Below are 26,818 nucleotides of genomic sequence, written 5' to 3' on the forward strand. Positions count from 1 at the left end.
TGCCATAACCCGGGCTTATTTAGCAAGCTTAGCAAGCTATATCTATCAATGGATTGTTACATTATAGTTAGCTATTTTATTCTCCCTCGAGCGATTCGGTGAGACAAATAGCCCGTTACGCCGCAGGGGTTAGGGTGTGACGGTAACTACAATTCAACAGGGTGTAAATGTTATGACTACAATTAACAGACCAGTAAATTTACTTTTATATTGCCTGGTGTGCCTGTCCGTGTTTCTGGCGCTCGCCAGCGGCCTGGCCACAGCGGCAACGGCACCGGCGACAGCCTGGGAAAAGAACTACGGCGGAGCTACTAACAACGATAAGGCCGAGTCAGTATGGCAGACCAGCGACTGTGGCTTCATCATCTGCGGTGAGACGGATAACGGCATAAGCAGCTTGCCCATTATCTTTTTGACGAAGACTGACTGGCAGGGCAACCTGGAGTGGACTCAAACGTACCAGGCCAGAACTGCAAAATCCGTCAAGCAGACCAGCGACGGCGGCTACATTGTGGCCGGTAGCGGCGGGAATGGCGCGTATCTCCTCAAGACTACTGAGACCGGCGCTGAGCAGTGGAGTAAAAATTATCCAAGGGTGGGACAATCCGGCACTGGCGAAGATATTTACTCTGTCCACCAGCTGCCCGATGGCAACTATGTTATGGCTGGGAATGTCCTCCATAACGACGCGCGGGGTATGGAGATGTACCTGGCTAAAGTCGACAGCTCGGGTAACATGATCTGGCAAAAGACGTACGGCGGGTTTTTCGGTGTGGAAAAGAGTGGCGCTGACTATTGTTACTCGGCCTGGCCGACCAGCGACGGCGGCTTCATCTTAGGGGGCTCGACCATGAATAAGACGAGCGGAGCCAAGTACCAGGCTATCATTGTGAAGGTCGATGCGGAGGGCAACCAGCAATGGTTTAAGACTTTTGATCAGATCGAAGGTCGCCAGGACGCGGCCCACAATGGTGTACAGCAGACCCACGATGGCGGCTACATCTGGTCCGGGGGAAACGGTTACCATAAGCAGATAGTCAAGACTGATGCGCAGGGTAACATGCAGTGGTACAAAGTGTACGATAAGCCCTGGGGTAACGTCTTTTCGATCCAGCAGACCTGGGACGATGGCTACGTGTTCACCGGCGGAGACAAAGAGGGCCAGGCGAATGTCACTGTGGTGACCCGCACGGATTCTCAGGGCAATGTACTCTGGGAGAAAGAACTGAAAGGCGTCGGGATATCATACAGTCCGTCTGTTCTGCAGATCGGGAACGGCAGCTACGTGGTAGCCGGGCTTACTAAGGTCAAGGGTGGTGTACCAGACACTTATCTAGCCCAGCTCGACAAGGACTTTACTCCTGTGCCAAACGCCCGGTTCGTGTCGCCGAGAGACGCTTTTGTCATGGACGCGGGCAAATTCTACTACCTGACGCTCGTCATGACGAACAACGGTACGATGCCCTGGACGTTCCAGGATGGCACGATCCTGGCACCCTCCAGTGATAGCGAAGACATGAAGTACTTCAACATGACTAACTACACGATCCCAATCGGCACCGTAGTCCGGCCGGGCCAGAGCATCAAGGTTAACTTCACATATACTGCTCCGGCCATGAATGGCACTTACCATCCGGAGGTCAGGATGTTTTGGACTAACCACGGGTACTTCGGCGAGCCTGCGAGGTTTACGTTCTTCGTGGTGAACGGTACCCCGGACACCAGGACGCCGACTGCAATAGTGACAGCAGCGCCCACCAGTGCAGCAACTACCGGGCCTGCCGTGACGACGACCCCTGGTACGACTGAAGCTCCCTCTGCCACGTCGAAGAATACCGGTGGACTGCCCTGCTTATCGTCTGTGGTCTTACCGCTGCTCGTCGTAGGGGCAGTCGGCCTCGGTTTGTACAGGCGGAGAAACAAGGAAGAATAAGGGCCTTATCTGCCAGCCCGGCGTTACAAATGCCTGCTGGCAGAACCTTTTTATTTCAGCTTCGGAACCCGGCTAACTAAAAGATTATTTGCAATAGGGGCGAATACCTCTTCAGGTATTACCATGACTAAGATTGCTATCATCAGGTGCGAAGAGAAGTCTAAGACCTGCCCCGGCACTGCCTGCTTCAAGGCTATCCGGGAGAAAACCGCCGCGTTTGAAAAGTACGACAACATCGAGATTATCGGCTTCGATACCTGCGGCGGCTGCGGCCTGGGCAAGACGGATAAGATCAAGGCCAAGGTAGACACGCTGAAGCAGAAGGGCGCCGAAGTCATTCACATCTCGTCCTGCGTGAAGAGCAACTGCCCCTGGTACGGCAGCTTCATGGAAGAGACGAAAAAACACTCTAAAGTAGACGGAAACACCCACTGAAAGGGCCGATTCAGAAAGTCCCGCGGTAGTAGGCCAGCTGTTTGCTGAAGGGCTTGAAGACCTTGACTACCTTTTCCTGCTCTTCGGCAGACATGGGCTTGAAGCCTCTGCCCATCCTGGCGAGAGTCTGGACTTCTGCAGGGCTGGAGCAGCCCACGATTATGAGCGATACATTCTGGGATAGTGCATATCTCATCAATAGCTCTGGCGTCGCTCCCAGTTCCTCGTAGATGTAATTTGAGGCTCCCAGTACTTTCATACCGATGACGCCGATGCCCTTTTCCACTGCTATCGGCAGCGTCTGAGTCAAAAAGCCTCCAAGTGCTCCCTCAACAGGGTTCACCGGGAGCAGCACCGTATCGACTGGCCAGTTGTCGACACAATAAGAGAGAATCGCGGGGTCATGGTGACCGGTAACCCCTATGTGCTTGATAAGGCCCTGATCTTTGGCCTCTAAAAATGCTTCAAGAGCTCCTCCCGGCCCTTCTATGTCCAGTATGTCTTCCCTGGTCCTGACATCGTGAATCTGCCACAGGTCGAGGTGATCGACACCCATGGTTCTCAAGGTTGTCCTGAGGTCAGCCATCGCGCCTTCGTAGTCTCGTGACGCGGACTTGCTGGTCTGAAAAATCCGGTTTCTGGCCTCTTTATTGTAGGGCCAGTAGGAGCCATAGTAGCCTTCGCTGCCGGCGTAAGCCCTGGCGGAGTCGAAGTACCGGATGCCCTGGGATACTGCTTCGCTGATAACCGTCTTCGCCGGGCCTGTCTTGCCGAACGTACGCAAGACACCTTCTCCGCCGAGGCCGACTATAGTAGTGTTAATACCTGTCTTGCCCAGGGGTCTGGTGCCGATTGTTTCCATCGAGATGGTCTCCGCCATGATCTCCCTTTTTTCGTTGAGCATCTCTGTTTTTTTAAAGGTTGCTACTATCTTTTGTATCTTTTTTAAACGACGGATCACGAGCCGTAGGCTCGTATACTCAACCTTTAACTCTTTTTAGCCGTAGGCTCGTTCTTTATACAAATACAAGCTTCTGGTTTACTCTTTTTTAGTGCCACGAGTTCCTCGGCCAGCCAGGGGAGGAATGTGCCTACGTCGGTAACTATGCCGATCGCCTGGGCGCTGCCCCGGTCCATCAGCTTCGTGACAGTGGACGGGTTGATGTCTACACAGATCGTGCTGACTGAGGACGGCAGGCAGTTACCTACTGCTATTGAGTGCAGCATGGTAGCCATCATGAGCACGATGTCGGCATCTTTGAGCTGTTCCCTTATCATGTCCTGGGCTTTCATGCTGTCCGTGATGACGTCGGGCAGGGGACCGTCGTCCCTTATGGAGCCTGCGAGCACGAAGGGCACGTTGTTTTTCACGCACTCGTACATGATGCCGCCAGTGAGAATGCCTTGCTGTACCGCGTCCTTGATAGATCCGGCACGGGTGATCTCGCTGATGGCGTAGATGTGGTGCTTGTGGCCTTCCGGAGCCAGCTCAACAGTATTCAGGTCCATGCCCAGCGAGGTACCATAGAGGTTGTACTCTATGTCGTGGGCTGCGAGCGCGTTTCCTGCGAGGAGTGCATCGACGTAGCCGTTCCGGATCATCTCTGCCAGCGCAGACTGGCCTCCGGTGTGGATGATAGCAGGGCCACCGACGATGACGATGCGGCCGCCTCTGGCCTTGACTTCCAGCATTTCTTCGGCGATCTGCTTGATCAGCGACTGGGAAGGCCTTTCGGACGACACCTGGCCGCCCATGAACTCGAAGATCGAGTGGCCTCTGGGCCTCTCCGGGGGCACGATCCTGATGCCGTGCTTGCCGATGACCACCTGGTCGCCTTTCTTGATGTGGCCGAGAGTGACGCATGAAGGGACTCCGTCGTTGATCACGATCATCGAGTCCATCTTCTGGTTCAGCACCTGCTTCCACTCGCCGGCTATCTTTACGTAAGTCTGGTGATTGGTAGTAGAGTAGAAACCCTTCGGCACCACTTTATCCTTCTGGGCGGTGGCAACTACCACGTCTTCCGCCTCCGGCAGCTGGGCTCCGAGCCTGTGGAGCTCGCTGATGATGTCTTCCAGGTGTTCGCTATCTCTGCCCTTGATCATTAGCCGGGCATAGCTCGTATCGGTTTTGTTCTTGCCGATTTCGAACTGGAGGATCTCGAATTCCCCTTCCAGGTCCATGACCTTGTCGAAGATCTTGGGCAGGAGGAGGGAGTCGATAATGTGGCCCTTCAGTTCAATCTCTCGCATAGCTTGCATATGTTTCACCAGTTCGAATTTGTGAAAGTTGTCTATCGTTATGTCGCCATAGTATGTATATTATACCGTCTGATTAAGGGGTTGAAATAAAACCGGAAGGTCTTTCCGGGTAAAAACAGGGCTATAAAACAGCAGGCTTGTCAGTTGTTTCTGCGCCTGCTGTAGTACCCTGCAATCGAAAGAGCCGATATAATAGCTATGATTGAAATCCCTGCCTGCACAACGCTACCGGCCGGAGCCGGCGTTGCAGTGGCCTGGGCTGTCGGCGCTGCCGTCGGTGTAGGCGTTTGTACGGGAATGGGTGTAGTAGTCACAATTGTCTTAGGCGCGAAGGTGCCAGCCCTGTTGTCGAACACGTACGCCTTGCCATCGCTGCTGCCCGCTGCAACAGTTTCTCCGCCAGCTGCAATAGCGACACTGTTGATAGCGTTTCCAGCCTGGAACTGGGCAGTTTTCTGACCGTTTGCGTCATAGCCGGATACCACGCCGTCCGAATCCCCGGCGACGATCATGCCATAGTTGGATACTGCAGTGCTTTTTATTGCATTGCCCGTACCTGACTCCCAGAGCTTGCCACCCTGGCTGTCGAAGGCGAAGATGCCTGAGTTTGCAGTGCCTGCAATGATCAGGCCGCCATTGTAGGTCATACTTATTGTATTGACTATGCTGTCGGTACTGCTCTCTTTCAATAGCTTACCACTGCGGTCGAAGAAGTTGACTCGGCCATTTTGCAGCCCGACCGCAATGACGTCACCATTTCTGGAAACGGCAACGGCTGTCGCAGGCGATATGAGCTCGTGTGTCCAGAGCTGGTTGCCCGTTCTGTCCCACGCGGTGATCGCACCGTTCCGGCCGCCCGCTACGATGGTGTTACCGTCTCCGGAAACTGTAACAGTGTTGATCTGCTCCTCAGTTTTCGAGTACCAGGTGCCCGTGCCGAACCTGCTGAGCAGGTAGACGTAGCCGTTCCAGCTGCCGGCGGCGATCTCGTTGCCATTGTCTGATATCGCGATGCCGCTGATGAAGTCGTTGACCGGGTAGTCGCCGAGCTCCGAGCCTTCCCTGTCGAAGGTGACCACGTGGCCTCCCCAGACGTTCGCCGCGATGACCGTTCCGTCTGCGGATATAACGACGTTCAAGGGTATGTCGCTGACTGTTTTCTCCCAGAGCTTAGCCCCGGTACTGTTGAAAGCGATCACTTTATTATCGCCGGTCCCCAGCACGACCAGGTCACCCACAGCGGATACGGCTACTGATTTTACTTCAGTACTGGCCTGGTAAGTCCAGGCCGGCGCCGTAGCTGCCGGAGCGGCCAAAGCCGGGCATGTGAAAAGAAATGCCTGGGTTGCCAGTATAATTGCTGCCAGAGCTACGCATTGAATTGACTTGTTGGGGACACCCTTAGAGATTACCGTGATCATCACCCGCTACCACCACTTGGTAAGCGCTTCATGTATAATCGCCTTTAAAATAAAAAAGGTTTGCCGGCCTGTCAACTTCCAGCATCTATCACGTGCTTGATCTGATTATTAATACAGGCAATGTCATATGGTGGTGGATAGTACACCATATAGGTCGGTAACCCGATTTCTACAGGGGCATGAAGATGAGTAAACTCTCTGAGGCGGCAAACGCCGCCATGAAAGAAGTGTTCGGCCTGCGCGAAGGCGAGGAAGTCCTGATCATCACCAACCCCGGCGGGGACTGGTTCGAGGTATCCCGGGCTTTATACGATGCGACTAAAGAACTGGGCGGCAAGCCCGTTATTATTGTGCAGGATAAGCGGGCCCGGACCGAGTTCACGGAGAGGCTGGTGCTGGAAGCGATCCGGGCCAAGCCGGACATCACCATCTCCTGCGGAGAAGCTCACTATGGCTCCGATCCTTACGGGGTTAACATCGGCTACGTAGCCAGGGATGGCAAGAAGCATGACAACGCTTTCAGGATGCTGATTTACGGCGATCGCCGGATGCGGGGAGTCCTCACCGGGCGGCCGGGTATAAAAGACATCTTCGAGCGGTGTATGAACATTGATTATGTGGCCATGAGGGAAAGGATCAAGGTCCTCTCTGACGTGCTCGACAAAGGCGATGAGATCAGGGTGACATCGCCGGGCGGCACCGACGTAACCTTCTCGATCAAAGGCCGAAAAGCTCACGCCGATGATGGCGATCTACGTCATGCCGGCCTGTTCGGCAACCTGCCCTGCGGCGAGGTATTCCTCTCTCCAGTTGTAGGAAAATGTAATGGCATCATGGTCTTCGACAGCACTATCACACTGGATAACGCCTCCGTCATGCCGGACAAGCCCGTCCAGGTCACTGTCCTGGATGGCTTTGTTACTGAAGTCCAGGGCGGCGAGACTGCCAAGGCTCTGTTAAACGTCATTAAAAAGGGCGAGCAGATGGCCCGGGAAAGGGGCCTTAAAGAGCACGAGAAGAACGCCCGCCACATCGGCGAGCTGGGTATTGGCATGAACCCTATGGCCGGGCCGTCAACGAATTTGCTTGAAGCCGAAAAAGCCATGAAGACCATCCACTTCGCTATCGGCGAAAACTTCGATCATGATGCCCCTGCTCTGATCCACCAGGACTGTCTTATCTTGCGGCCGTCTATGTGGGTGGATGATAAGCAGATCATGAAAAATGGGGATTTACTACTTTAATTAATTATTTTAGTTATTTTTTATTTTATAAGGACTTATCCGGTAATATACAACCTCCTATCAATAGTGTAATTTAATGTGCGTGACGCAACGAATAATAATTGCTATGTGTTAATATATAAACAATATATGATTATCCTTAATGAATTGTACACATAAATATTCTATCTATTTGTAATTTACTGTGGCATACTTTAAATAATCTGGCGCAGCTTTCCGATAAATTTTTAGGTTTTTTTGAAACTCAAAATAATAGATACTTATAATAATTACATATTTTTATTATATTAATAGCAATCGATTGACATATATTTAAGCTATCATGAATTAATCCGTTATTTATTAATCGATAAGTATCCGAGGCTCATATAATGGAAATAAAAATAGTTTCCACAACTTGCCCGTACTGCGGTACGGGGTGTGGATTGAACCTTGTCGTGCGCGACGAAAAAGTCGTCAGTGTAGCTGCATGGCAGCGCCATCCTGTGAACGAAGGAAAGCTCTGTCCGAAGGGACGCTATGCACACGAGTTCATCCACCGGAAAGACCGGCTGACGAAGCCGCTCATAAAGAAAGACGGCAAACTGGTCGAGGCATCCTGGGACGAGGCATACGAGCTGATCGCCAGTAAACTCAAGTCCTATAAACCCGAGGAAATGGCCTGTCTCGCTTCAGCCCGTGTATCCAACGAGGAGAACTATCTGCTGCAAAAATTTGCGCGGACTGTACTTAAGACTCCTCACGTTGACCACTGCGCCCGTCTCTGCCATGCTTCGACGGTCGCGGGCCTTGCGGCTTCTTTCGGGTCCGGCGCAATGACTAACAACATTCACGATATCGCCGAATCGAAGTGTGTTTTCGTCCTGGGCAGCAACACCTTCGAGCAGCACCCGCTCATCGGCCGGAGCATCATCCGGGCGAAGCAGAAGGGTGCCAGGATCATTGTCTTTGACCCAAGGTATACTCCGACGGCAAAACAGGCTGATCTGTACAAATCGTTTTACTCCGGCACGGATGTAGCGATCCTCAACGCCATGATGCAGCACATCATAAAGAACGGCTGGGAGGCGAAGGAGTACATCGAGAAGCGGACTAAGGATTATGAGAAGCTGAAAGCCGTTGTGATGAAGCCCGAGTACGGCCTGGAGAACGTCTCCGGCATCAGCGGCATACCTGCCAAAGATATCGCGATGGCGGCTGAATGGTTTGCGACAGCACCTTCTGCCTGTCTTCTCTACTCGATGGGCATCACTCAGCACACAACCGGCGTGGACAACGTGAAGTCCGTGGCCAACCTGCTGATGCTGACCGGTAATATCGGAAAAGTCGGCGGAGGCGTGAACGCTCTCAGAGGCCAGAACAACGTACAGGGCGCCTGCGACATGGGCTGTCTGCCTAATGTGTACAGCGGGTACCAGAAAGTGATCGATGAGCCGGCTATCAATAAGATGAAGGATGCCTGGGGCTGCGATGTCGCAGGCGGCAAGATCGGCTATACGGTTACCGAGATGATGAACATCCTCACCGAGCAGCCACCAAAGCTCAAGGCTATCTACATCATGGGAGAGAACCCGATGGTCTCGGACCCGGACCTCAAGCACGTAGAGCACGCCCTGAAGAACCTGGAATTCCTCGTGGTACAGGATATTTTCCTGACAGAGACGGCGCAGCTTGCAGACGTCGTTCTTCCCGCGGCCTGCTATGCGGAGAAGGACGGAACGCAGACCAGTACCGAGCGCAGGGTCCAGCGGTGGCATAAGGCCGTAAACCCGCCCGGAGAAGCGAAGGCTGACTGGGAGATCCTCTGTGAGCTCGGGCGCAAGATGGGCTTTGAGAAGCAGTTTAACTTTAAGAGCCCGGAAGAGATCTTCAACGAGGTCGCCAAAGTCACCCCCTCTTATGGCGGAATGAGCTACAAGCGGTTAGAGCCAGAGGGACTTCACTGGCCCTGTCCGACAGCGGACCACCCGGGAACCCCTATTCTTCATACCCAGAAGTTCGCTAACCCCGACGGGCTCGGCGTATTTACTCCCATTGAGTATAAGCTGCCTGCCGAGGTCACGGATGCGGAATATCCGTTCATCCTGACGACCGGGCGGTGCATCTGGCAATGGCACACCGGGTCTATGACCAGGAGGTCGCCGTCGCTGGAGAACGAGGCACCGACGGGATGGATCGAGATCAATACCGATGATGCGAAGGCGCTCGGTATCAAGAACCACGAGATGGTACGGGCGATCACCCGCCGTGGAGAAGTGCAGGTTGCTGCCAGGGTGACCGGTGAGATCAGGAAGAACGTAATGTTCATGCCTTTCCACTATGCAGAGTGCCCCGCAAACGTCCTCACGAATAATGCCCTCGACCCGATCGCCAAGATACCTGAATACAAGGTATGTGCCGTGAGAGTAGAGAAGATCAAGGAGGCGTGATGCAGATGGTTACAAAAGGCGAGTTATTATACACACAGGCAGCGGACAAGGCTATCCAGGAGCGGGGCGAAACAGGTGGCACCGTTACAGCGCTGTTAAAGTATCTTCTGGAGAGCCACCTGGTCGATGCGGTCTATGCGATGAAGAAGGGAGCGGACATATACGATGCCCAGCCTGCCCTCATCACCGACCCGAAAGACGTCATCCAGACTGCCGGTTCCCTGCATTGCGGCACCTTACTGGTTCCCAAGCAGCTCAGCAAAACTGTGCTCAACGCAGACCCCAACATGAAAATTGCAGTCGTAGCGAAGGGCTGCGACACGATGGCTATCTACGAGATGGCGAAAAGGGGCCAGATCAACCTGGACAACATCCTCATGATCGGAGTCAACTGCGGTGGCACAGTCAGGCCTGCCATGGCCCGAAAGATGATCAGCGAAAAGTTCGGGGTCAATCCGGACACCGTAGTCAAGGAAGAGATCGACAAGGGCCAGTTTATTATTTTGACCGCAGATGGCCAGCACAAGGGTATCTCCATCGACGAGCTCGAAGAACAGGGCTACGGCCGCAGGGAAAACTGCCGCCGGTGCAAGACGAAGATCCCGAGACAGGCTGACCTTGCCTGCGGTAACTGGGGCATCATCGGCGACAAGGCCGGAAAAGCCACTTTCGTAGAAGTCTGCAGCGAGAATGGTGCGCAGGCACTGAACAAGGCAGTCGAAGCCGGCGTAATCGAAGCCTCGGCCGCGCCGCAAAAAGGGATCGAAATCCGCGGCAAGGTTGAGCAGGCGATGCTCAAGCTCGCTGACAAGTGGCGGGCAAAGGACTTTGCCAAAGGTGGCAACGGTACCGAGCGCCTGCAGGCAATCATGAAAGAGACTTCCCGGTGTATCAGGTGCTACGCCTGCATCGAGAACTGTCCAATCTGCTACTGTACAGAGTGCAGCACTAAGAAGCCTTACCTGGTCACGCCTGGCGAGGTACCGCCTAACTTCATGTTCCACATGATCCGGTTCATGCACGTCTCCGACTCCTGCATCAACTGCGGCCAGTGCGAGGAACTCTGCCCGATGGACATCGAGAACTCCCGGCTGATGCACTCGATACAGGCTGACCTAGAGGGGATGTTCGGCTATAAGCCCGGCGTCGACATGACGCTGCCCGTGCTGGCTCTGGTAAAGGAGCCCGAGGAGCGGGAGCGGCTGGCAGCCACCGGAACTGACCAGATCTTCAACATCTTCAAGGACTGACGGGCTGGTGCAAACGTGACGACAATTTCACTGGATATCCAGAACAGGACCTGTACTGGTTGCAATAATTGCGTTGTCGCCTGCCCGGTCAATGCGTTGGAGTTGACGGTTGCCAATCCGGTAACCAAAAAGAAGACTTACAATGTCTTGAACGGCAAGGCGGTCGTAATTGACGATGAGGTCTGCAATGGTTGCGGCGTTTGCCTTGAAGTCTGTCCGCAGCGTGCGATCACGCTCACGACAGCGTAGGAGTTATCAGGAGTAAGAAATCATGTTTCCCAGTTATTCGAAGAAAACAGAGAACAATAAGCAGGTAATCGAACAGAAGCTGCTGACTCAGAAGTTAAATCTGACGGTGGATCTGGATCGGTGTACTGGTTGCGGAGTCTGTATTGACGCCTGTCCGGAAGAGGCAGTTACCTATGGGCCGATCGGCGCTGTGAGCCGTGGCAAAGCCAAGGTCTCCAAGGTCGATGTCGACGAGAAGAAGTGCTCTTTCTGCGGCGTATGCAACATCCTTTGCCCGTTCAACGCCATCAAACTCTCGGTAGATGGTACAGAGAAACTACCGATTCTTGAGCAGCAGGGCTTCCCTGTCCTTGAGAAGAAGGCGAAGATCGACGACTCCAAGTGCAGCAGATGCGTCTTGTGTGAAGAGGTCTGCCCGAGGGATGCTATCAAGAGGGATGTAGCGAAGGTCGATCAGGGCCATAAGGCTGCTTCGACCATGAAGTACGCGATCGATTACAAGCTCGACGACCAGAAGTGCACGAAGTGCGGTATCTGTGCTGAGGCTTGCGACGCTTTCAAGATCGAGTATAAGGAGCCGACTCCCCTGACTGTTAAGAGGATTGGCGAGGTTAAGTTTGACGAGAAGAAGTGTGACGCCTGCAAAGTCTGCGTAGAGATCTGTCCTGAGGACGCAATCAGCATCGAGCGCAAGATCATCGAGGAGCCCAAACTCTCGGGTAAGGTCGCTATCGACACTGACGAGTGCGTCACCTGCACCTGGTGTCAGGTCATCTGCCCCAAGGACGCAGCGAAGGTCGAGAAAGTCTTCGAAGGCGAGCTCACCATCAACACCGGCAACTGCCCGGCCGGCTGCTCTACCTGCGTAGACGTATGCCCCTGCAACGCCCTGTACCTGCCTGTAGTTGAGGAGGCTGGTCATAAGCCCGGCAAGCTGGCGTATAACAAGGACTTCTGCATCTACTGCGGCGCCTGCATCAACGCGTGTCCGGCTGACAGCACGATCACGATGAAGAGGAACAAGATCAACGTCTCGGGCGAGAAGACCAACCTGTACAACAAGATCGAGGCCAAACTCTTCGCAGAGAAGACCCCCAAGATCAAGGAGGCCTAACCATGACCGCATTAGAATCACAGGTAATGAACCTCAACAAAGGTTTAGTCAACTTCACTCACGACGTAGAGAAGGCTGGCGGAGAAAACATCTCTGTGTGCTACCAGTGCGGAACCTGCACCGGCAGCTGCCCCCAGGGAAGGCGCAACGCCCTCAGAACCAGGAAGATCATGAGGATGGTCGCTCTCGGCATGAAGGAACAGCTCCTCCGGGATGACAGTATCTGGTATTGCTCGACCTGCTACACGTGTACTGACAGGTGCCCCAGACATGTCAAGCCGACTGACGTCATCATCGCCCTGAGGAACATGGCCACCAGGGAACTCCTGGTGCCGAAGAACTTCGTGCAGAACATGACGTTCATCAGCCAGACCGGCCACGCTGTCCCGAACAACGACGCTAACAGGGCCCTTAGAGTTAAGCTCGGCCTGAAGGCGGAACCCCCAACCACGGCTTCCAACCCCGAGTACATTCCGGGCATCATGAAGATCATGGAAGCTACCGGTCTCATGGCCATCAAGGCTCAACTGGAGGCTAAGAAATGAGTCACTCAGCATCTAACAAGAACTCACTATATTTAGGCTGCATCGCTCCGAACCGTTACCCGGGTATTGAGGCTGCAACCCTGAAGACTGCCAAGAACCTGGGCCTGGAGTTCGCTGACCTCGTCGGCGCTTCCTGCTGTCCCGCTCCCGGCGCCTTCGGCAGCATGGATGTCCTGACCTGGGAAGCCCTGGCTGCCAGGAACATCTGCCTGTCCGAAAAGATGGGCATGGACTGCACCGTCGTATGCAACGGGTGCTACAAGTCCCTGTACGACGTGAACGAGAAGCTGAAGGAGAACCCGGCGGAGAAGGCCAAGGTCAACGAGCTGCTGAAGCTTGCGGACATGGAGTTCCAGGGCACTATCGAGGTCAGACACCTCGCCGAGCAGCTCTACAAGGACGTAGGGATCAAGAAGCTCAAGGACTCGGTTGTAACTCCCCTGAACGGTATCAAGGTCGGTATCCACTACGGTTGCCACATGCTCAAGCCCGCTCGTGAGAGAAGGTTCGGCAGCCCCGCATTCTCTACGGAGAGGCCCACTTTCCTCGATGAGATGGTCGAGGCTCTCGGCGCAACCTCGGTAGATTACAAGGAGAAGATGATGTGCTGCGGAGCCGGCGGCGGTGTCCGTGGTTACAAGAAGGATTACGCATTGGACATGACCAACGAGAAGCTCAGGAACATGCAGGAAGTCGGCGTCGACGTCATCGTCGATGTCTGCCCATTCTGCCACCTGCAGTTCGACCTCGGCCAGGTAGAGATCAAGGAGAAGTTCGGCGACAGCTACGGTATTCCTGTACTGCACTTCTCGCAGTTGTTAGGCCTCGCCCAGGGCATGAGCCCCGAAGAGCTGGGCCTGAGCGCGCACCAGATCAAGGTTGACAAGTTACTCGACAGGATTGTGTGAGGGGATAAGATATGGCAAACGCAAAAGAAAACAGAGTAGGAGTCTTCATCTGTCACTGCGGCACCAACATTGCAGGCACTGTGAATGTGAAGGCTATCGCCGAGTACGCAAAGACGCTTCCGGGAGTCATCGTCGCTGACGAGTACCCGTACATGTGCTCGACCCCCGGCCAGGAAAAGATCAAAGCAGCCGTAAAAGAGCATAAACTAGAAGCTATTGTAGTAGCGGCATGCTCGCCCCGTCTGCATGAGCCGACCTTCAGGAAGGCTACCGAGCTGGCTGGCTTGAACCCGTTCGTGTTCGAGATGGCTAACATTCGTGAGCAGTCCTCGTGGATCCACATGAAGGAACCCGAGAGGGCAACCGAGAAGGCCAAGGACATCGTCCGCATGGCAGTCGCAAAGGCCAGGCTCCTCGAGCCGCTCCAGACTAAATCGGTACCGTGCGAGAAGACCGCAATGGTCATCGGCGCAGGCATTGGTGGTATCGAGGCAGCGATGAAGCTCGCAGACTCCGGTATTCTCACCTACCTGATTGAGAAAGAACCGACGATTGGCGGCTACATGTCCAGGCTGGACAAGACGTTCCCGACCCTCGACTGCTCCCAGTGTATCCTGTCCCCGAAGATGGCAGAAGCTGGCAGGCACCCGAACATCAAACTTCTTTCATACTCCGAAGTGGACAATGTAGAGGGTTTCATCGGCAACTTTAAAGTGACCGTCCGAAGGAAGGCGAGAGGCGTTATCGAGGATGCCTGCAACGGCTGCGGCGACTGCGCAACAGTATGCCCGGTCACCAGGCCCAACGAGTTCGATGTCGGCATGGGCCCCAGGAAGGCCATCTACATCTGCCACCCCCAGGTAGTGCCCTTGAAATTCACGGTCGACTTCGATTCTTGCGTGAAGTGCGAGCTGTGCGTCAAGAAGTGCGGCGACAAGAAGGCCATCGACCTCGAGATGAAAGATACCTTTGTCGAATTAAAGATCGGTTCTATCATCGTGGCAACCGGCTTCGACCTCTATGAAATTGAGAAGAAAGAGGAGTGGGGTTACGGCGTATACGACAACGTCCTCACCGGTATCCACTTCGAGAGGCTCATCAACGCTGCAGGTCCGACCGGCGGCAAGCTGATCAGGCCGTCCGACGGCCAGAAGCCCCACAACGTAGGCTTCGTGCTCTGCGCAGGTTCCAGGGATCAGGACTCGAACAAATATTGCTCCAGAGTATGCTGCATGTACTCGCTCAAGCACGCTCACCAGATCATGGAAAAGATGCCCGGTGTAGTACCTTACCTGTTCTACATGGACATCAGGTCGTTCGGTAAGGCGTACGAAGAGTTCTATTACAGGATCTCGGATGAGGGCGCCAAGTTCATCAGGGGCAGGGTCGCCAAGATCCAGGAGCTCCCGAACAAGAACCTCCTGGTCCAGGCAGAAGACACGCTGCTCGGCACCCCGATCAACGTAGAACTCGAAATGGTCGTCCTCGCCTCCGCCATCGTACCCAGGAAGACGACTGAGGCTCTGAGAAACAAGCTCCTCGTATCCAGGAGCTCGGATTTATTCCTGCTTGAGGCTCACCCCAAGCTGAACCCGTTCTCGACCTCGACCGACGGTATCTTCCTCGCAGGCTGCTGCCAGGGACCGAAAGACATCCCCGACACAGTAGCCCAGGCAGCCGGCGCGGCAGCAGCAGCGGCAGTACCCATCAACCAGGGCAAAGTTACTCTGGAGCCGATCGCTGCCAAGGTCAACGAAGAGATTTGTGCCGGCTGCGGCGTTTGTGAGCGTCAGTGCCCGTACAAGGCGATCAACATGGTCGACCTGGAAGGTGGACGCAGGAAAGCTAATGTGAACGATGCAATGTGCAAGGGCTGCGGTACCTGCGGAGGCTCCTGCCCCGGCGGTGCCATCAAGATGCAGCACTTTACCACACCTCAGCTTATTGCTCAGATCGATGCGCTCCTGCTCGGAGGTGAGCAGTAATGTCCAACAACGATAATACAAACGGTGAGTGGAAGCCCAGGATTCTCGGGCTCGTCTGCAACTGGTGCTCCTACGCGGGCGCAGACCTTGCAGGTACCGCCAGGATTCAGTATCCTTCAGACATCAGGGTAGTTCGGATGATGTGTACCGGCCGGGTAGACCCACTCTTCATAGTAAAAGCATTCATGGATGGCGCGGACGGCGTAATCGTGTCCGGCTGCCACTTCGGCGACTGCCACTATCTCGAAGGGAACTACAAGGCCGCCAAGAGGATGTTCTACATGAAGAGAGTCCTCCGGTCGCTCGGCTTTGACGACCGGCGGGTGAGGATGACCTTCGTCTCGGCATCGGAAGGCGCCAAGTGGGCGGAAGTTGTCACTGACATGATTAAAACCATCAACGAGCTTGGTCCCAGCCCGATAAGCACCCGGGCAACTATCGGAGAAGCCATCAACGCGGGCTCCGGCAGCGACGATCTGGCAGAGATCGCAAAAATCAGCGCTGGCAAGAAAGTCGAAGTCGCCCCATTGCAAAAGATGTAAGGCGGGCATAAGGAGACCCGAAGATGACTAACTCGATAGATGTAAACCTTATTTCAGGCCGGACCGTCTGGCAGGGCGTGGCAATCGAAGGCCACAAGCATGACGACGGTTACATCAAGGCCTGTGGAATATGTGAGCTGGATGTCGCTGACATGAAGAAGCTTCACGTGTTCCCGGGCCAGACTGTAAAGGTGGTTTCACCATACGGTAGCGTACTCGTCAGGGCGGTCAAGGCAACCCAGGGTCCGCACCCTGGGCTGGCCTTTATTCCCATGGGGCCGTGGGCAAACCAGGTCATAAGTCCAGAGACTTATTCGACTGGAATGCCCAGCTTCAAGGGAGTCCAGGTCACGATCGAGCCAGCGCCCGGCGAGACAGTCGAGAACGGCATAAAGCTGCTCCAGAAGATGACGCTTATCCAGAAGCAGGAGGGGTAAACTTTGTTAATACCAGAACAGAATGTGGTGACTACTGAAAGCCGCAACCTGAAGGTAGTCACGGATGTTGTTTGCCCCTTCTGCGGCACGTTGTGCGATGATATCAAGGTGATTATGGACGGCAACCGTGTCGTCGACACGCTCAACGCCTGCGTGATTGGCAACGAGAAGTTCAAGTCTGCCCAGGCAGGCCACAGGATTCACGCTCCCATGGAGAGGGAAGAGAACTCCGCAGAGTTCGCCCCCGTATCCTACGATTACGCGATCGAGAGGGCAGCGCAGATCCTGGCGAACGCGAAGAGGCCGTTAATGTACGGCTGGTCCTCCACCTCCTGCGAAGCACAAGAAGTAGGGAACGAGCTCGCAGAAGTATGCGGCGCAGTCACTGACAACACTGCATCCGTCTGCCACGGTCCTTCCATCCTGGCTATCCAGACTGTGGGCGCACCGTGCTGCACGCTCGGCGAAGTCAAGAACAGGGCAGACCTCATCATCTACTGGGGCTGCAACCCGGTTCACGCCCACCCGAGACACATGAGCCGCTACACGACGTATCCTAGAGGCTTCTTCACAGAGAGAGGCTTCAAAGACCGCACTGTAGTGGTAGTAGATCCGAGGCCGACTGACACTGCGAAGCAGGCAGACATTCACGTCCAGGTCGAACAGGGCAAGGACTACGAATTACTCGATGCGCTCAGGACCGTTACTCGCGGCGAGGACATCCCCGACGTGGTAGGCGGCATCAAGAAAGAGGACATCAAGAAGCTTGCAGATCTGGCTAAATCCAAGAAGTTCGGCCTGCTGTTCTTCGGTATGGGTGTCACCCAGACCATCGGCAAACACAGGAACATCGACATTGCGATTTCCTTCGTAGCCGACATGAACAAGTACACCAAGTTCACCCTCATCGCCATGAGAGGCCACTACAATGTGACTGGCAGCGGCCAGGTCATGTCGTGGCAGAGCGGCTTCCCGTACTCGATGGACTTCTCCAGGGGCTACCCGAGGTACAACCCCGGCGAGACTTCGGCCAATGATCTTCTTCAAAGGCACGAGTGTGATGCTGCCCTCGTGATCGCTTCCGACCCCGGCGCACACTTCCCGGTATCGTCCATGAAGTACTACGCCCAGATCCCCACTATAGCGATAGACCCGCATGAAACTCCGACGACCGGAGTCAGCAAGATCGTCATGCCGTCGACCATCGTAGGTGTCGAGGAGGAAGGCACTGCCTATCGTATGGATAACGTGCCCATCCGCTGCAGAAAGGTCTGCGACGGTCCCGAAGGCATTCTCTCTGATAAAGAAATTTTGGAAAGGATTCTGATCAGGGTGAAGGAGATCAAGGCAGAGAAGAAAGGACAGTGAGGAATAGATCATGTCTGCAAAGCCAACAACTCCGAAAAATGAAGTTTTAATAAAGAACGGGTTTGTTTATGACCCGTTAAATGGCGTTAAGGGCGATGTCAAGGATATCGCTATCCAGAACGGCAAGATCGTTGAGCCCTCCAAGCTGTCCACCAAGGCGAAGGTTATCGATGCTAAGGGCAAAGTTGTTATGCCCGGCGGTGTCGACATCCACACCCACGTAGCAGGCCCCAAGGTCAACGTGGGCAGGATGTACCGGCCCGAGGACAAGCTCCACGACACCATGGAGCACCGCACCGATCTCCTGAGAGCCGGGGGCGGCTTCAGCGTCCCGAGCACTTTCGTTACCGCGTACAGGTACGCCAAGCTCGGCTACACCTTCGTCAATGAAGCGGCTATGCCGCCTCTTCTGGCAAGGCACACCCACGAGGAAATGCACGACACCCCGATCCTGGACCAGTCGGCCTTCACGCTGCTGGGCAACAACTGGCTCGCGATGGAATACATCAAGAAGAACCAGAAAGAAAACCTGGACGCATATCGTCGCGTGGATCCTCAAGGCAACCAGGGGCAGCGCCATCAAGATCGTCAACCCCGGCGGAACGGAAGCCTGGGGCTGGGGTAAGAACTGCACGGACATCGACGACCCCGTACCGTACTTCGAGGTTACTCCGAAGGACATTATCCAGGGCCTGTGCGAGACCAACGAAAGGCTGGGACTCCCGCACTCGATTCACCTGCACGGCAACAACCTCGGCCACCCCGGCAACTACACCACCACGCTCAAGACTCTGGCCCTGACCGAAAATATCAAGACCAACAAGAAGTCCGGCAGGAACCAGAACGTCCACTTAACTCACGCCCAGTTCAACTCCTACGGCGGCACGGCGTGGAAGGACTTCGTGTCCAAGGCTGACGAGATCGCCAACTACGTGAACACTCACGACCACCTGACCATCGACGTAGGCTTCGTCACCTTAGACGAGACCACCACGATGACCGCAGACGGCCCGTTCGAGTATGTCCTCCATTCCACAAACCACCTCAAATGGGCGAACTTAGACGTAGAATTAGAGACTGGTTCCGGCGTAGTGCCGTTCATCTACGACCCGAAGAACCACGTCTTCGGCATCCAGTGGGCCGTAGGCTTAGAGTTAGCCTTACTGGTGAATGATCCCATGAAGTGCTTCCTGACCACGGACCACCCGAACGCAGGTCCGTTCACCAGGTACCCGGTGGTCGCAAGCTGGCTCATGAGCAAGAAGGCCAGGGACGCGAAGATGGCTACCCTCCACAAGTGGGTGCCGGAGCGGACTAAGCTCAAAGACATCAGCAGAGAGATGTCTCTGTATGAGCTTGCCCAGATGACCAGGGCAGGCCCGGCAAAGTCGCTCGGCATGTCCAGGACTAAGGGCCACCTCGGCGCAGGCGCAGATGCAGATATCAGCATTTACGACCTGAACCCGAAGACTACTGACATTACCGGGCAGCCGGATGCCATCGTCAAGGCGTTTGGCGCAGCCGCTTATACCATTAAGGGTGGCGAGATTGTTGTCAAGGATGGGGAAGTTGTGTCGGTCGATGCTCCGAAGTTTACGATCTGGTCGGATGCGGATGGCTTCAATAATAAGGAAGTCATGAATGATATCGTGGAGAAGTTCCTGAAGTACTACTCGGTCACCTTGAATAATTACCCGGTGCAGGATGTTTATGCTCCGCATCAGCAGGTTATTAAGGCGGGGCCGTTGGCAGGGGGCAACTAATCATGGAGAAAGTTACTTTAACGCCTAACGGTGAGAAGTACCTCGTGCTCGAAGCAGAGTGCATCACCCCTGACCAGTTCGCGGGTAAGACTCTGGAAGAGATCGCTGACATGAAGGTGTGGGAGGGTAACACCACCCACCGCCTCGGCAAGTTCTTCGACATCAGCGGCACTACCGCCGCCAGTGCTGCGGAACAGGCTATCGTTATCAACGGCAGCGTGCCCAGAGTCAAGTACATTGGCAGTAAGATGACTGCCGGCGCCATCCTTTGCAAGGGTGACGTGGACATGTACACCGGTGCCTGGATGAAGGGTGGCAGCATCCTCGTCAAGGGCAACGCAGACGCGTTCTGCGGCATCCAGATGGAAGGCGGCGATCTCGTGATAGAGGGTAACGCCGGCAACTACCTGGGCGCAGCGTACCGTGGCGACTGGAGAGGCATGAAAGGCGGCAACATCCTGGTCAAGGGCAACGCCGGTTGCGACATCGGCGAATACATGATCGGCGGCACTATAACGGTGCAAGGCAACGTCACTATCAACGCCGGCATTCACGCCGGCAGAGCAGTCGGCGCAAAAGAGCCCGGCGGCAAGATCGTGATCCACGGCAACGCCGAAAGCAGAGTAGGCGCCCAGATGACCCGCGGCACCATCTACGTCCTCGGAACCATCGGCACCATGATGCCAGGCTTCGCCCTGAAATCAACGGAAGAAGTAGACCTGGATGGCAAAAAGATGCCGTTCAAAGTATACGCCGGTGACCGCGCAGAGGCCGGAAAAGGCACCCTCTACGTGAAAGCATAGAGCGTGGATTGATCGTTGGCGGACATCTTTGTCGTAGATGTCCTGCCCCTTTTTTTTATGACCGGGCCGGGCAGCTGGCGACTGCACGCTACCCATATCCTTAAACCTTCGTGCGGCCTCAGGCCGCACATGAAAAAACTTATAATCTAAACCCGCAATAGCATCACACACCTTCAGGTGAACATTGATGGGCAAGACGCTTGCAGAGAAAATTTTGTCCGCGAAAAGCGGCAAGGATTGTGTCCCGGGAGACATAGTAACTGTCCCCGTAGACTTCGTATTTTCACACGACGGCACGATGCCGCTGGCTATCCAGCAGATGGAGAAAGAACTCGGCACCCGCAAGGTGTTCGACCCGAAGAAAGTGGCGGGCGTATGCGACCACGCTTCTCCGTCTCCCAGCGAGCAGGTCTCCAACGTCCAGATCTTCATGAGGAAGTTCGCGAAGGAGAACAACATGCCGTACTTCTTCGAGAACGGTGACGGTATCTGCCACCAGATCGTGGCCGAGAAGTTCTCCGCCCCGGGCAAGATCATCATCGGCGGCGACAGCCACACCTGCACTCACGGCGCCCTCGCAGCGTTCGGCACGGGCATGGGCTCCACCGACGTCGGCGCCATCATGGCCTATGGCACCACCTGGCTGCGCGTCCCCGAAGCCTTCAAGTTCGACATTAACGGCGAGCTGCCGAAGTACGTCACCTCTAAAGATGTATTCCTGCACATCGTCAAAGAGATCACCGCCGACGGCGCGACGTACATGAGCATGGAGTTCATGGGCGACACCGTCAAGAACATGACTGTCGAGTCCAGGCTGGTCATGTCCAACATGGCCATCGAGGCAGGCGGCAAAGTCGGCCTCTGCGCCGCTGACGAGAAGGCGAGACAGTTCCTGGCAAAGTACGGCCGTGAGAACGAGTACAAGCCCCTCGCCGCAGACAAGGACGCACACTACGCCAACGAGCTGCACGTCGACGCCACCAAACTGGAGCCGCTCATCGCCTACCCCCACAGGGTGGACAACGTGAAGCCGGTATCCGATTTCGCGGGCATGGAGCTCGACCAGGTATGCATAGGCTCCTGCACCAACGGCAGGCTGGAAGACCTCAAGGTCGCAGCCGAAATTCTCAACGGCAAGAAGGTCCACAAGGACACCCGCCTCGTAGTATATGCAGCCAGCAGAGGAGTCATGCTCGAAGCCATGAAAGCAGGCTACATCCAGACACTCGTCGAGGCCGGCGCAGCAGTATGCCCGCCGGGCTGCGGCTTCTGCATAGGGCGGACCGTAGCGCTGGGCGACGGCGAGAAGGTGCTCTCCACCCAGAACCGGAACTTCAAGGGCAGGATGGGCAACAACAAGTCCGAAATTTATCTCTCTAACGTGCCTGTGGCGGCAGTCAGTGCCATCTATGGCAAAGTAACCGACCCGAGGGAGGTGCTCTAAAATGGCTCTCAAGACAATCAGATCTACTGTCCTCAGGATTTACCCTCCTGACACCAACACCGACGAAGTCATCTCGGGCAAGTACAAGTACGACGAGCTCGACCTGAAGAAGCTGGCAGTCCACGCGTTCGAGTCCATCGACCCGACGTTCTACGCCGACTCCCAGAAAGTCAAGAGCCCGATTCTCGTAGCCGCCAACAACTTCGGCTGCGGCTCCTCGAGAGAGCAGGCACCCCAGGTCATCCTGGCCTGCGACGTATCCTGCATCATCGCGGATTCCTACGCGAGGATATTCTACCGGAACGGCTTCAACATCGGGCTTCCGCTGATAGAATGTAAGGGTATCTCGAAAGAGGCGAAGCAGGGCGACGACCTCGAGGTCAACTTCGAGAAAAACGTAGTCATCAACCACACCACTGGCAAGACCCTGCCCATGAAGCCCATTCCAGCGTTCATGCAGGAACTCCTGGAAGCCGGCGGCCTCATGCCCTACCTGAAGAAGCAGCACGAGGGCAAGCAGTAATACGCTTGCCTCATTTTTCATTTTAAGACCTTAAGGTACCTGCATCGGTGTCTACCATGCGTGACGAACCCGAACACCGGCTCGACAGCCGGGCGGTGAACTACTGGCGTTTAGCCGGAGTGATTTCAGCAGTCATCTACTGGGCGGTAGTGGTGTCCTACTGGTACGCCTCAAGCCTCTGGCAGGTGCTGCCAGGGTGGGTTACTGCCGGACTTGCCGTACTGGCTTTGATCGGATCTGCCTATGAAATTTTGATAGTGCCCACAGTACGGTGGAATACCTGGCGATACGAGATCAGCGACATGGAAATCTATCTCCGGCACGGGGTCGTTGTCAAGCACCGGACCTTGATCCCCATGACCCGGGTCCAGCATGTGGATACTGTCAAAGGCCCGCTACTGGGGCTGTTCGGGCTGGCGACTGTGACCATAGCTACGGCGGCCGGAAACCACGAGATACCTGCCCTGTCTGACAGCGATGCGGCGTCGCTGCGGGACCGGATAGCAGAGCTGGCCAGGGTGACTGAAGAAGATGCTGGATAAGCCGAGACGCCTGCATCCCGTAGCCGTCCTCACTCTCCTCATAAAGAATGTCTACGGGCTCATCCAGGCATTTTTACCGATCGCCATCGTCCTGCTCGCCAGAGGAGATCTCACCGCGTGGATCAGTTACCTGATCCCGGTAGTCATCGTGGCTTATTGCGCCTATACGATACTGGCATGGTGGAGGCTCGTCTACTATGTCCGGGGTAGCGAGCTCTACATGGAATCAGGGGTAATCACCACGAAAAAGCGCTCTATTCCTTTCGAGCGCATCCAGGGCGTGCAGATCAGCGAAGGCTTAATCCAGCGGCTCTTCGGCCTGGTCAGCCTCGAAGTTCAGACGGCGGGCAGCGATAAAAAGGCGGAGTTTTCATTATCCGCGCTGACCCGCCAGGATGCTGAAGAGCTCAAAGCTCTGATCGGCAGCGGGCATATCCGGGTGAGCGTTGAGAAACAGGAGAACCTGATCACTGAACGGCTGTCGACAAAGGCTCTCCTGCAGGCAGCCAGCACTTCCAACGGCATCGGCGTGATCTTCTTCGCTATCATTGCGCTACTGTCCCAGATAGGTGACTTCATACCCGGAACAAACATCTACCTGATCATCGGCGAATACCTGGTAAACCAGGCCAGCAGCGGCTGGTTATCGATCATCCTGCTACTCGTTGCCATTCTGGCAGTGTCCTGGATCTTTTCAGTCATAGGCTCGATCATCCGGCTCGGCGGATTTACCCTGACCCGCCTGGATGACCGGATTGTCATAGACCGGGGTATTCTCGACCGAAGGCAGGTTACACTCCCCATTAAGAAGATTCAAGCCATCACCATCACCGAAGGCCTGCTAAGGCAGCCGTTCGGTCTCGCCTCGGTGGAAGTCATCAGCGCAGGCTACGGCAGCAAGGGCAGCGAAGCTAAACTCATTTTCCCGTTAATGCCTAAGAGCCAGGTAAAGCAATTCCTCGACCGGGTACTACCCGAGTTTTCGGAGGACCTTTCTGTGTCCCGGCTACCCTCGAGAGCACTGCCCGGCTACCTGATATCTGGTCTCGTCATTACTGGAATTATTTGCGCAGTAATCTACGTTGTACCATGGGCTTACCTGCTTCTACTGCCGGGCATCCTGATCATGATACTAACAATCTTACAGTACCTGGACGCCGGATACCGCCTAACAGATAAGACCCTGGTAATCCGGTCAAGGCTGCTCGGGAGAAAGACCCATATCATACCAGTTAACCGGATCCAGTGGATTGGGTTGTCGGCTAATCCCTTGCAGGCAAGAGCACATCTGGCTCGCCTGCGCGTAGCTTTGATGTCCCAGATAGCGGGGACTGTCATTGATCTCAAGGGGCTGGGTATTCAGGACGCTACCGTTATCTGGGACCGCCTCAGAAAACGGCCAGCCGATTAGCCGGCAATATTCTTCTACTGGGAAACCGTAAATTCCCAGTCGCTGTATTTTTTGTCGATCACATGTATCAGGTACGAGCCATCCTGCGGCACATCCTCAGTTATCTCGGCCGGACCATCAGTGGTATAGAGACTGCGATCGAAGCTGACAAAGATGCCGGTGGTGGCATCGTAAAGCTGCGCCTTGACCTCGCCTGAGACGCCTTTCAGGGTCACCGTTCCCTGGTTCAGAGTGATGGGGCCCACGACGGTGCTGCCGGTTCCCTTGTAGGTCTTAGGCGTGGTGTCAGGCGTGGCTGCCAGAGGCAGTTTAGTCAGTGTGATCCTGTACGGGCTGGAAGCCTTGATCTTGAGGGGGTTTCCACCCTGGATGTTGGCTGGACTAATGGACAGGTGCCAGCCGTCGGGCCTGGCAGGGAACATGTTTGCGGTTGCCTGAATAAAGTAGTTACCGGCATCCACTTCAACCTCCTCCTTATACAGTATCTCCACGATGTAGCCACCCGTCTCTAGCTGCGGTTCGACTGTGCCGTCCTGAGAGCCGGCAATCGTGATCGTATTTCCGGCCGTGCTGATTGTCGGGGCTCCGGTGACGGCCGTCGCCGGAGTTCCCGGGCTTGTCGAAGCCGGGGTGCTCGTTGGTGTGCTGGTAACTGTACTTGTACCGGTTCCCGGAGTCGGTGTGCTCGTCGTCGTGCATCCGCTGACAGCGCCGACCACCAGGACGATGGCCAGTGCGCTGACTGCCAGTAATAACATTTGTTTACTCATGGGATATCCTCGCATAATTGTAATTTATGATGCCGGGAAGAGATATATATTGGCCAGCAAGCGTCGGCTGTCGGCGCATGGCCGCCTATTTCAAAGTATTCTTTACTCCGGTCACGTACTCGTGAGCCAGCCGGGTCGGCTCGGGAATCCTGTCCGACTTCATGCATTTCTCGACCAGCTCGACGCTGGTATCAAGAGAAATTCTATGTCCGGGCGAGACGTAAACCGGCTTCTTTGAGCGTGAAGAATAGATCAGCTTTCCCGTGCGTTCGGCTCCCTGGTACACGTAACCATCGTCCCTGATATTGCCGCAGAGGAAACTCTTTCCAACTCCTATTGTGGGCATTTCAAGCTGGAGGCCGATCTGGGTGGCGATGCCGCACCGCCTGGGGTGGTTAGTGCCGAAGCCGTCGATCATCAGTACATCCACGTCGCTCTTCAATTTCCTGCAGGCGCTGATCATGGCCTTCGCTTCCCGGTAGGCCAGCAAGCCCGGGATGTACGGGAAATCGAGTTTTAGAATCGTGTGGGCTTTCTCAACAGGCTCCAGCGTATTCAGGTCGATAACAACCGCTCCGCCGATGATCAGGTCGCCATAATATGAACAGTCTATGCCAGCGATGGAATCCAGTTTCCCGAACGCATCGTAGAATACTGCTTTCTTTGCCAGTTGTTCCTGCTCCCGGTACAGTGCATCAACCTTCACGTAAACTGATCTGTCCGGTTCATATATATGCTAATTGCGAATTATATAATATCACACTGATATAATGCTAATAGGGGGCCTTGTATGGACTACCGCCGGCTGAAGAAAGGGCTGGTTGAGATCGCTACCAAAAACAACGTAACTATCCACGAGGTCAGGACAAAAGATGTCCTGGTCAGCGAGTGGGTGCGATGGAAGTGCCAGTTCGGCTGCAAGGGTTATGCGAAGCACCTGAGTTGCCCGCCTTATGTACCCGGGCTTGAGAAGACGCGAGAACTGCTGGCGGAGTATCACAAGGCGTATCTCATCCGGTTCGCGGGTATTCCCGGCATGACGGATACCGATCTGGGCTCCATGCCCAAAAACTGGCACCATTTTCTGAAAGGGCTCATCGTCTGGATACACGAAACAATCTACGAGCTGGAGCAGCATGCTTTCTACCAGGGGTACTATAAAGCCCTCGGCTTCGCCGCATACCCCTGCATCTTCTGCGACGAATGCGCAGCCGAGCAGATGCAGGGAGTAGTAGACCTGTCCGTCAAAAGAAACTGCCCCCACGGCGAGAAAGTCAGGACATCCATGGAAGCGGCAGGCATCGACGTCTTCGCTACCGTGAGAAAAGCCGGGCTGCCGATCAGTGTGGTGCCGTGCAAAAACAATGAGTATGGTATGATTACGACTACGGAGATCAACTCTTATGGGCTGCTGCTAATCGAGTGATAAAAAATGAGTCA

Annotated in this window: 24 protein-coding genes and 1 pseudogene; 20 read left to right on the plus strand and 5 right to left on the minus strand. The window is 55.0% G+C overall.

Translation table 11 applies throughout. The annotated features are described in order from the left end of the window. Positions 1-229 precede the first annotated feature (229 nt). Positions 230-1,933, plus strand: a complete 1,704-nt coding sequence (locus ACPLPM_RS10675) for a hypothetical protein (protein WP_424356765.1) — start codon at positions 230-232, stop codon at positions 1,931-1,933. A 123-nt stretch (positions 1,934-2,056) separates the two neighbouring features. Then, positions 2,057-2,368: a CGGC domain-containing protein gene (locus ACPLPM_RS10680; protein ID WP_424356766.1), complete on the plus strand. Its 312-nt coding sequence runs from the start codon at positions 2,057-2,059 to the stop codon at positions 2,366-2,368. A 10-nt stretch (positions 2,369-2,378) separates the two neighbouring features. Here the strand turns inward: ACPLPM_RS10680 and ACPLPM_RS10685 are convergent, their stop codons facing one another. The 3 genes from ACPLPM_RS10685 to ACPLPM_RS10695 all read right to left on the minus strand — a co-directional run bounded on the left by ACPLPM_RS10685 (position 2,379) and on the right by ACPLPM_RS10695 (position 6,051). Further along, positions 2,379-3,230 (minus strand): aldo/keto reductase, encoded by an 852-nt coding sequence (locus tag ACPLPM_RS10685; RefSeq protein ID WP_424359970.1) that lies wholly within the window; start codon positions 3,228-3,230, stop codon positions 2,379-2,381. A gap of 125 nt (positions 3,231-3,355) precedes the next feature. After that, positions 3,356-4,630, minus strand: coding sequence for a TIGR00300 family protein (locus ACPLPM_RS10690; protein ID WP_424356767.1), 1,275 nt, complete (start codon positions 4,628-4,630; stop codon positions 3,356-3,358). Positions 4,631-4,770: 140 nt separating this feature from the next. Beyond that, positions 4,771-6,051, minus strand: coding sequence for a WD40 repeat domain-containing protein (locus tag ACPLPM_RS10695; RefSeq protein ID WP_424356768.1), 1,281 nt, complete (start codon positions 6,049-6,051; stop codon positions 4,771-4,773). A gap of 179 nt (positions 6,052-6,230) precedes the next feature. Between ACPLPM_RS10695 and ACPLPM_RS10700 the strand changes: the two genes are divergently transcribed. The 17 genes and pseudogenes from ACPLPM_RS10700 to ACPLPM_RS10780 all read left to right on the plus strand — a co-directional run bounded on the left by ACPLPM_RS10700 (position 6,231) and on the right by ACPLPM_RS10780 (position 24,608). Further along, complete coding sequence (locus ACPLPM_RS10700; protein WP_424356769.1) at positions 6,231-7,295, plus strand: aminopeptidase; 1,065 nt, start codon at positions 6,231-6,233, stop codon at positions 7,293-7,295. Positions 7,296-7,666: 371 nt separating this feature from the next. Further along, positions 7,667-9,724: a formate dehydrogenase subunit alpha gene (gene fdhF, locus ACPLPM_RS10705; protein ID WP_424356770.1), complete on the plus strand. Its 2,058-nt coding sequence runs from the start codon at positions 7,667-7,669 to the stop codon at positions 9,722-9,724. 5 nt (positions 9,725-9,729) lie between these two features. Then, positions 9,730-10,974, plus strand: a complete 1,245-nt coding sequence (locus ACPLPM_RS10710) for a Coenzyme F420 hydrogenase/dehydrogenase, beta subunit C-terminal domain (protein ID WP_424359971.1) — start codon at positions 9,730-9,732, stop codon at positions 10,972-10,974. Between the two features lie 15 nt (positions 10,975-10,989). After that, positions 10,990-11,223, plus strand: coding sequence for an ATP-binding protein (locus tag ACPLPM_RS10715; protein ID WP_424356771.1), 234 nt, complete (start codon positions 10,990-10,992; stop codon positions 11,221-11,223). A gap of 22 nt (positions 11,224-11,245) precedes the next feature. Continuing rightward, positions 11,246-12,337, plus strand: a complete 1,092-nt coding sequence (locus tag ACPLPM_RS10720; RefSeq protein ID WP_424356772.1) for a 4Fe-4S binding protein — start codon at positions 11,246-11,248, stop codon at positions 12,335-12,337. Between the two features lie 2 nt (positions 12,338-12,339). Further along, positions 12,340-12,882 (plus strand): CoB--CoM heterodisulfide reductase subunit C, encoded by a 543-nt coding sequence (gene hdrC / locus ACPLPM_RS10725; RefSeq protein ID WP_424356773.1) that lies wholly within the window; start codon positions 12,340-12,342, stop codon positions 12,880-12,882. Continuing rightward, entirely contained in the window at positions 12,879-13,790 is a 912-nt protein-coding gene (hdrB, locus tag ACPLPM_RS10730; protein ID WP_424356774.1) for a CoB--CoM heterodisulfide reductase subunit B, read from the plus strand. Before hdrC ends, hdrB begins: the two co-directional genes overlap by 4 nt. An 11-nt stretch (positions 13,791-13,801) precedes the next feature. Next, a complete protein-coding gene (locus ACPLPM_RS10735; protein ID WP_424356775.1) occupies positions 13,802-15,775 on the plus strand; it encodes a 4Fe-4S binding protein in 1,974 nt (657 codons plus the stop codon). Then, positions 15,775-16,317: a hydrogenase iron-sulfur subunit gene (locus tag ACPLPM_RS10740; RefSeq protein ID WP_424356776.1), complete on the plus strand. Its 543-nt coding sequence runs from the start codon at positions 15,775-15,777 to the stop codon at positions 16,315-16,317. Before ACPLPM_RS10735 ends, ACPLPM_RS10740 begins: the two co-directional genes overlap by 1 nt. A gap of 23 nt (positions 16,318-16,340) precedes the next feature. Then, positions 16,341-16,754 (plus strand): molybdopterin dinucleotide binding domain-containing protein, encoded by a 414-nt coding sequence (locus ACPLPM_RS10745; protein ID WP_424356777.1) that lies wholly within the window; start codon positions 16,341-16,343, stop codon positions 16,752-16,754. A gap of 3 nt (positions 16,755-16,757) precedes the next feature. After that, complete coding sequence (locus tag ACPLPM_RS10750; protein WP_424356778.1) at positions 16,758-18,122, plus strand: formylmethanofuran dehydrogenase subunit B; 1,365 nt, start codon at positions 16,758-16,760, stop codon at positions 18,120-18,122. A gap of 10 nt (positions 18,123-18,132) precedes the next feature. Further along, positions 18,133-19,885 (plus strand): annotated as a pseudogene (gene fwdA / locus ACPLPM_RS10755) (tungsten-dependent formylmethanofuran dehydrogenase subunit FwdA). A 2-nt stretch (positions 19,886-19,887) separates the two neighbouring features. Further along, complete coding sequence (locus ACPLPM_RS10760; RefSeq protein WP_424356779.1) at positions 19,888-20,688, plus strand: formylmethanofuran dehydrogenase subunit C; 801 nt, start codon at positions 19,888-19,890, stop codon at positions 20,686-20,688. Positions 20,689-20,875: 187 nt separating this feature from the next. Further along, a complete protein-coding gene (locus ACPLPM_RS10765) occupies positions 20,876-22,132 on the plus strand; it encodes a 3-isopropylmalate dehydratase large subunit (RefSeq protein WP_424356780.1) in 1,257 nt (418 codons plus the stop codon). A 1-nt stretch (position 22,133) separates the two neighbouring features. Continuing rightward, positions 22,134-22,655 carry a 3-isopropylmalate dehydratase gene (locus tag ACPLPM_RS10770; RefSeq protein WP_424356781.1) on the plus strand — a complete coding sequence of 174 codons (522 nt, stop codon included), beginning with the start codon at positions 22,134-22,136 and terminating at the stop codon, positions 22,653-22,655. Between the two features lie 56 nt (positions 22,656-22,711). Further along, entirely contained in the window at positions 22,712-23,197 is a 486-nt protein-coding gene (locus ACPLPM_RS10775; protein WP_424356782.1) for a PH domain-containing protein, read from the plus strand. Next, a complete protein-coding gene (locus ACPLPM_RS10780) occupies positions 23,187-24,608 on the plus strand; it encodes a PH domain-containing protein (protein ID WP_424356783.1) in 1,422 nt (473 codons plus the stop codon). Before ACPLPM_RS10775 ends, ACPLPM_RS10780 begins: the two co-directional genes overlap by 11 nt. A 14-nt stretch (positions 24,609-24,622) precedes the next feature. Here the strand turns inward: ACPLPM_RS10780 and ACPLPM_RS10785 are convergent, their stop codons facing one another. Together ACPLPM_RS10785 and ACPLPM_RS10790 are read right to left on the minus strand one after the other, a co-directional pair. Continuing rightward, entirely contained in the window at positions 24,623-25,378 is a 756-nt protein-coding gene (locus tag ACPLPM_RS10785) for a hypothetical protein (protein WP_424356784.1), read from the minus strand. 85 nt (positions 25,379-25,463) lie between these two features. Then, on the minus strand, positions 25,464-26,084 hold the full coding sequence (locus ACPLPM_RS10790; protein ID WP_424356785.1) for an endonuclease V: 621 nt from the start codon (positions 26,082-26,084) through the stop codon (positions 25,464-25,466). Between the two features lie 84 nt (positions 26,085-26,168). Between ACPLPM_RS10790 and ACPLPM_RS10795 the strand changes: the two genes are divergently transcribed. Next, positions 26,169-26,804: a DUF2284 domain-containing protein gene (locus tag ACPLPM_RS10795; RefSeq protein WP_424356786.1), complete on the plus strand. Its 636-nt coding sequence runs from the start codon at positions 26,169-26,171 to the stop codon at positions 26,802-26,804. The last annotated feature ends 14 nt before the right edge of the window (positions 26,805-26,818 follow it).

Source organism: Methanocella sp. MCL-LM (assembly GCF_049676595.1).
In the GTDB taxonomy this organism is placed as follows: domain Archaea; phylum Halobacteriota; class Methanocellia; order Methanocellales; family Methanocellaceae; genus Methanocella_A.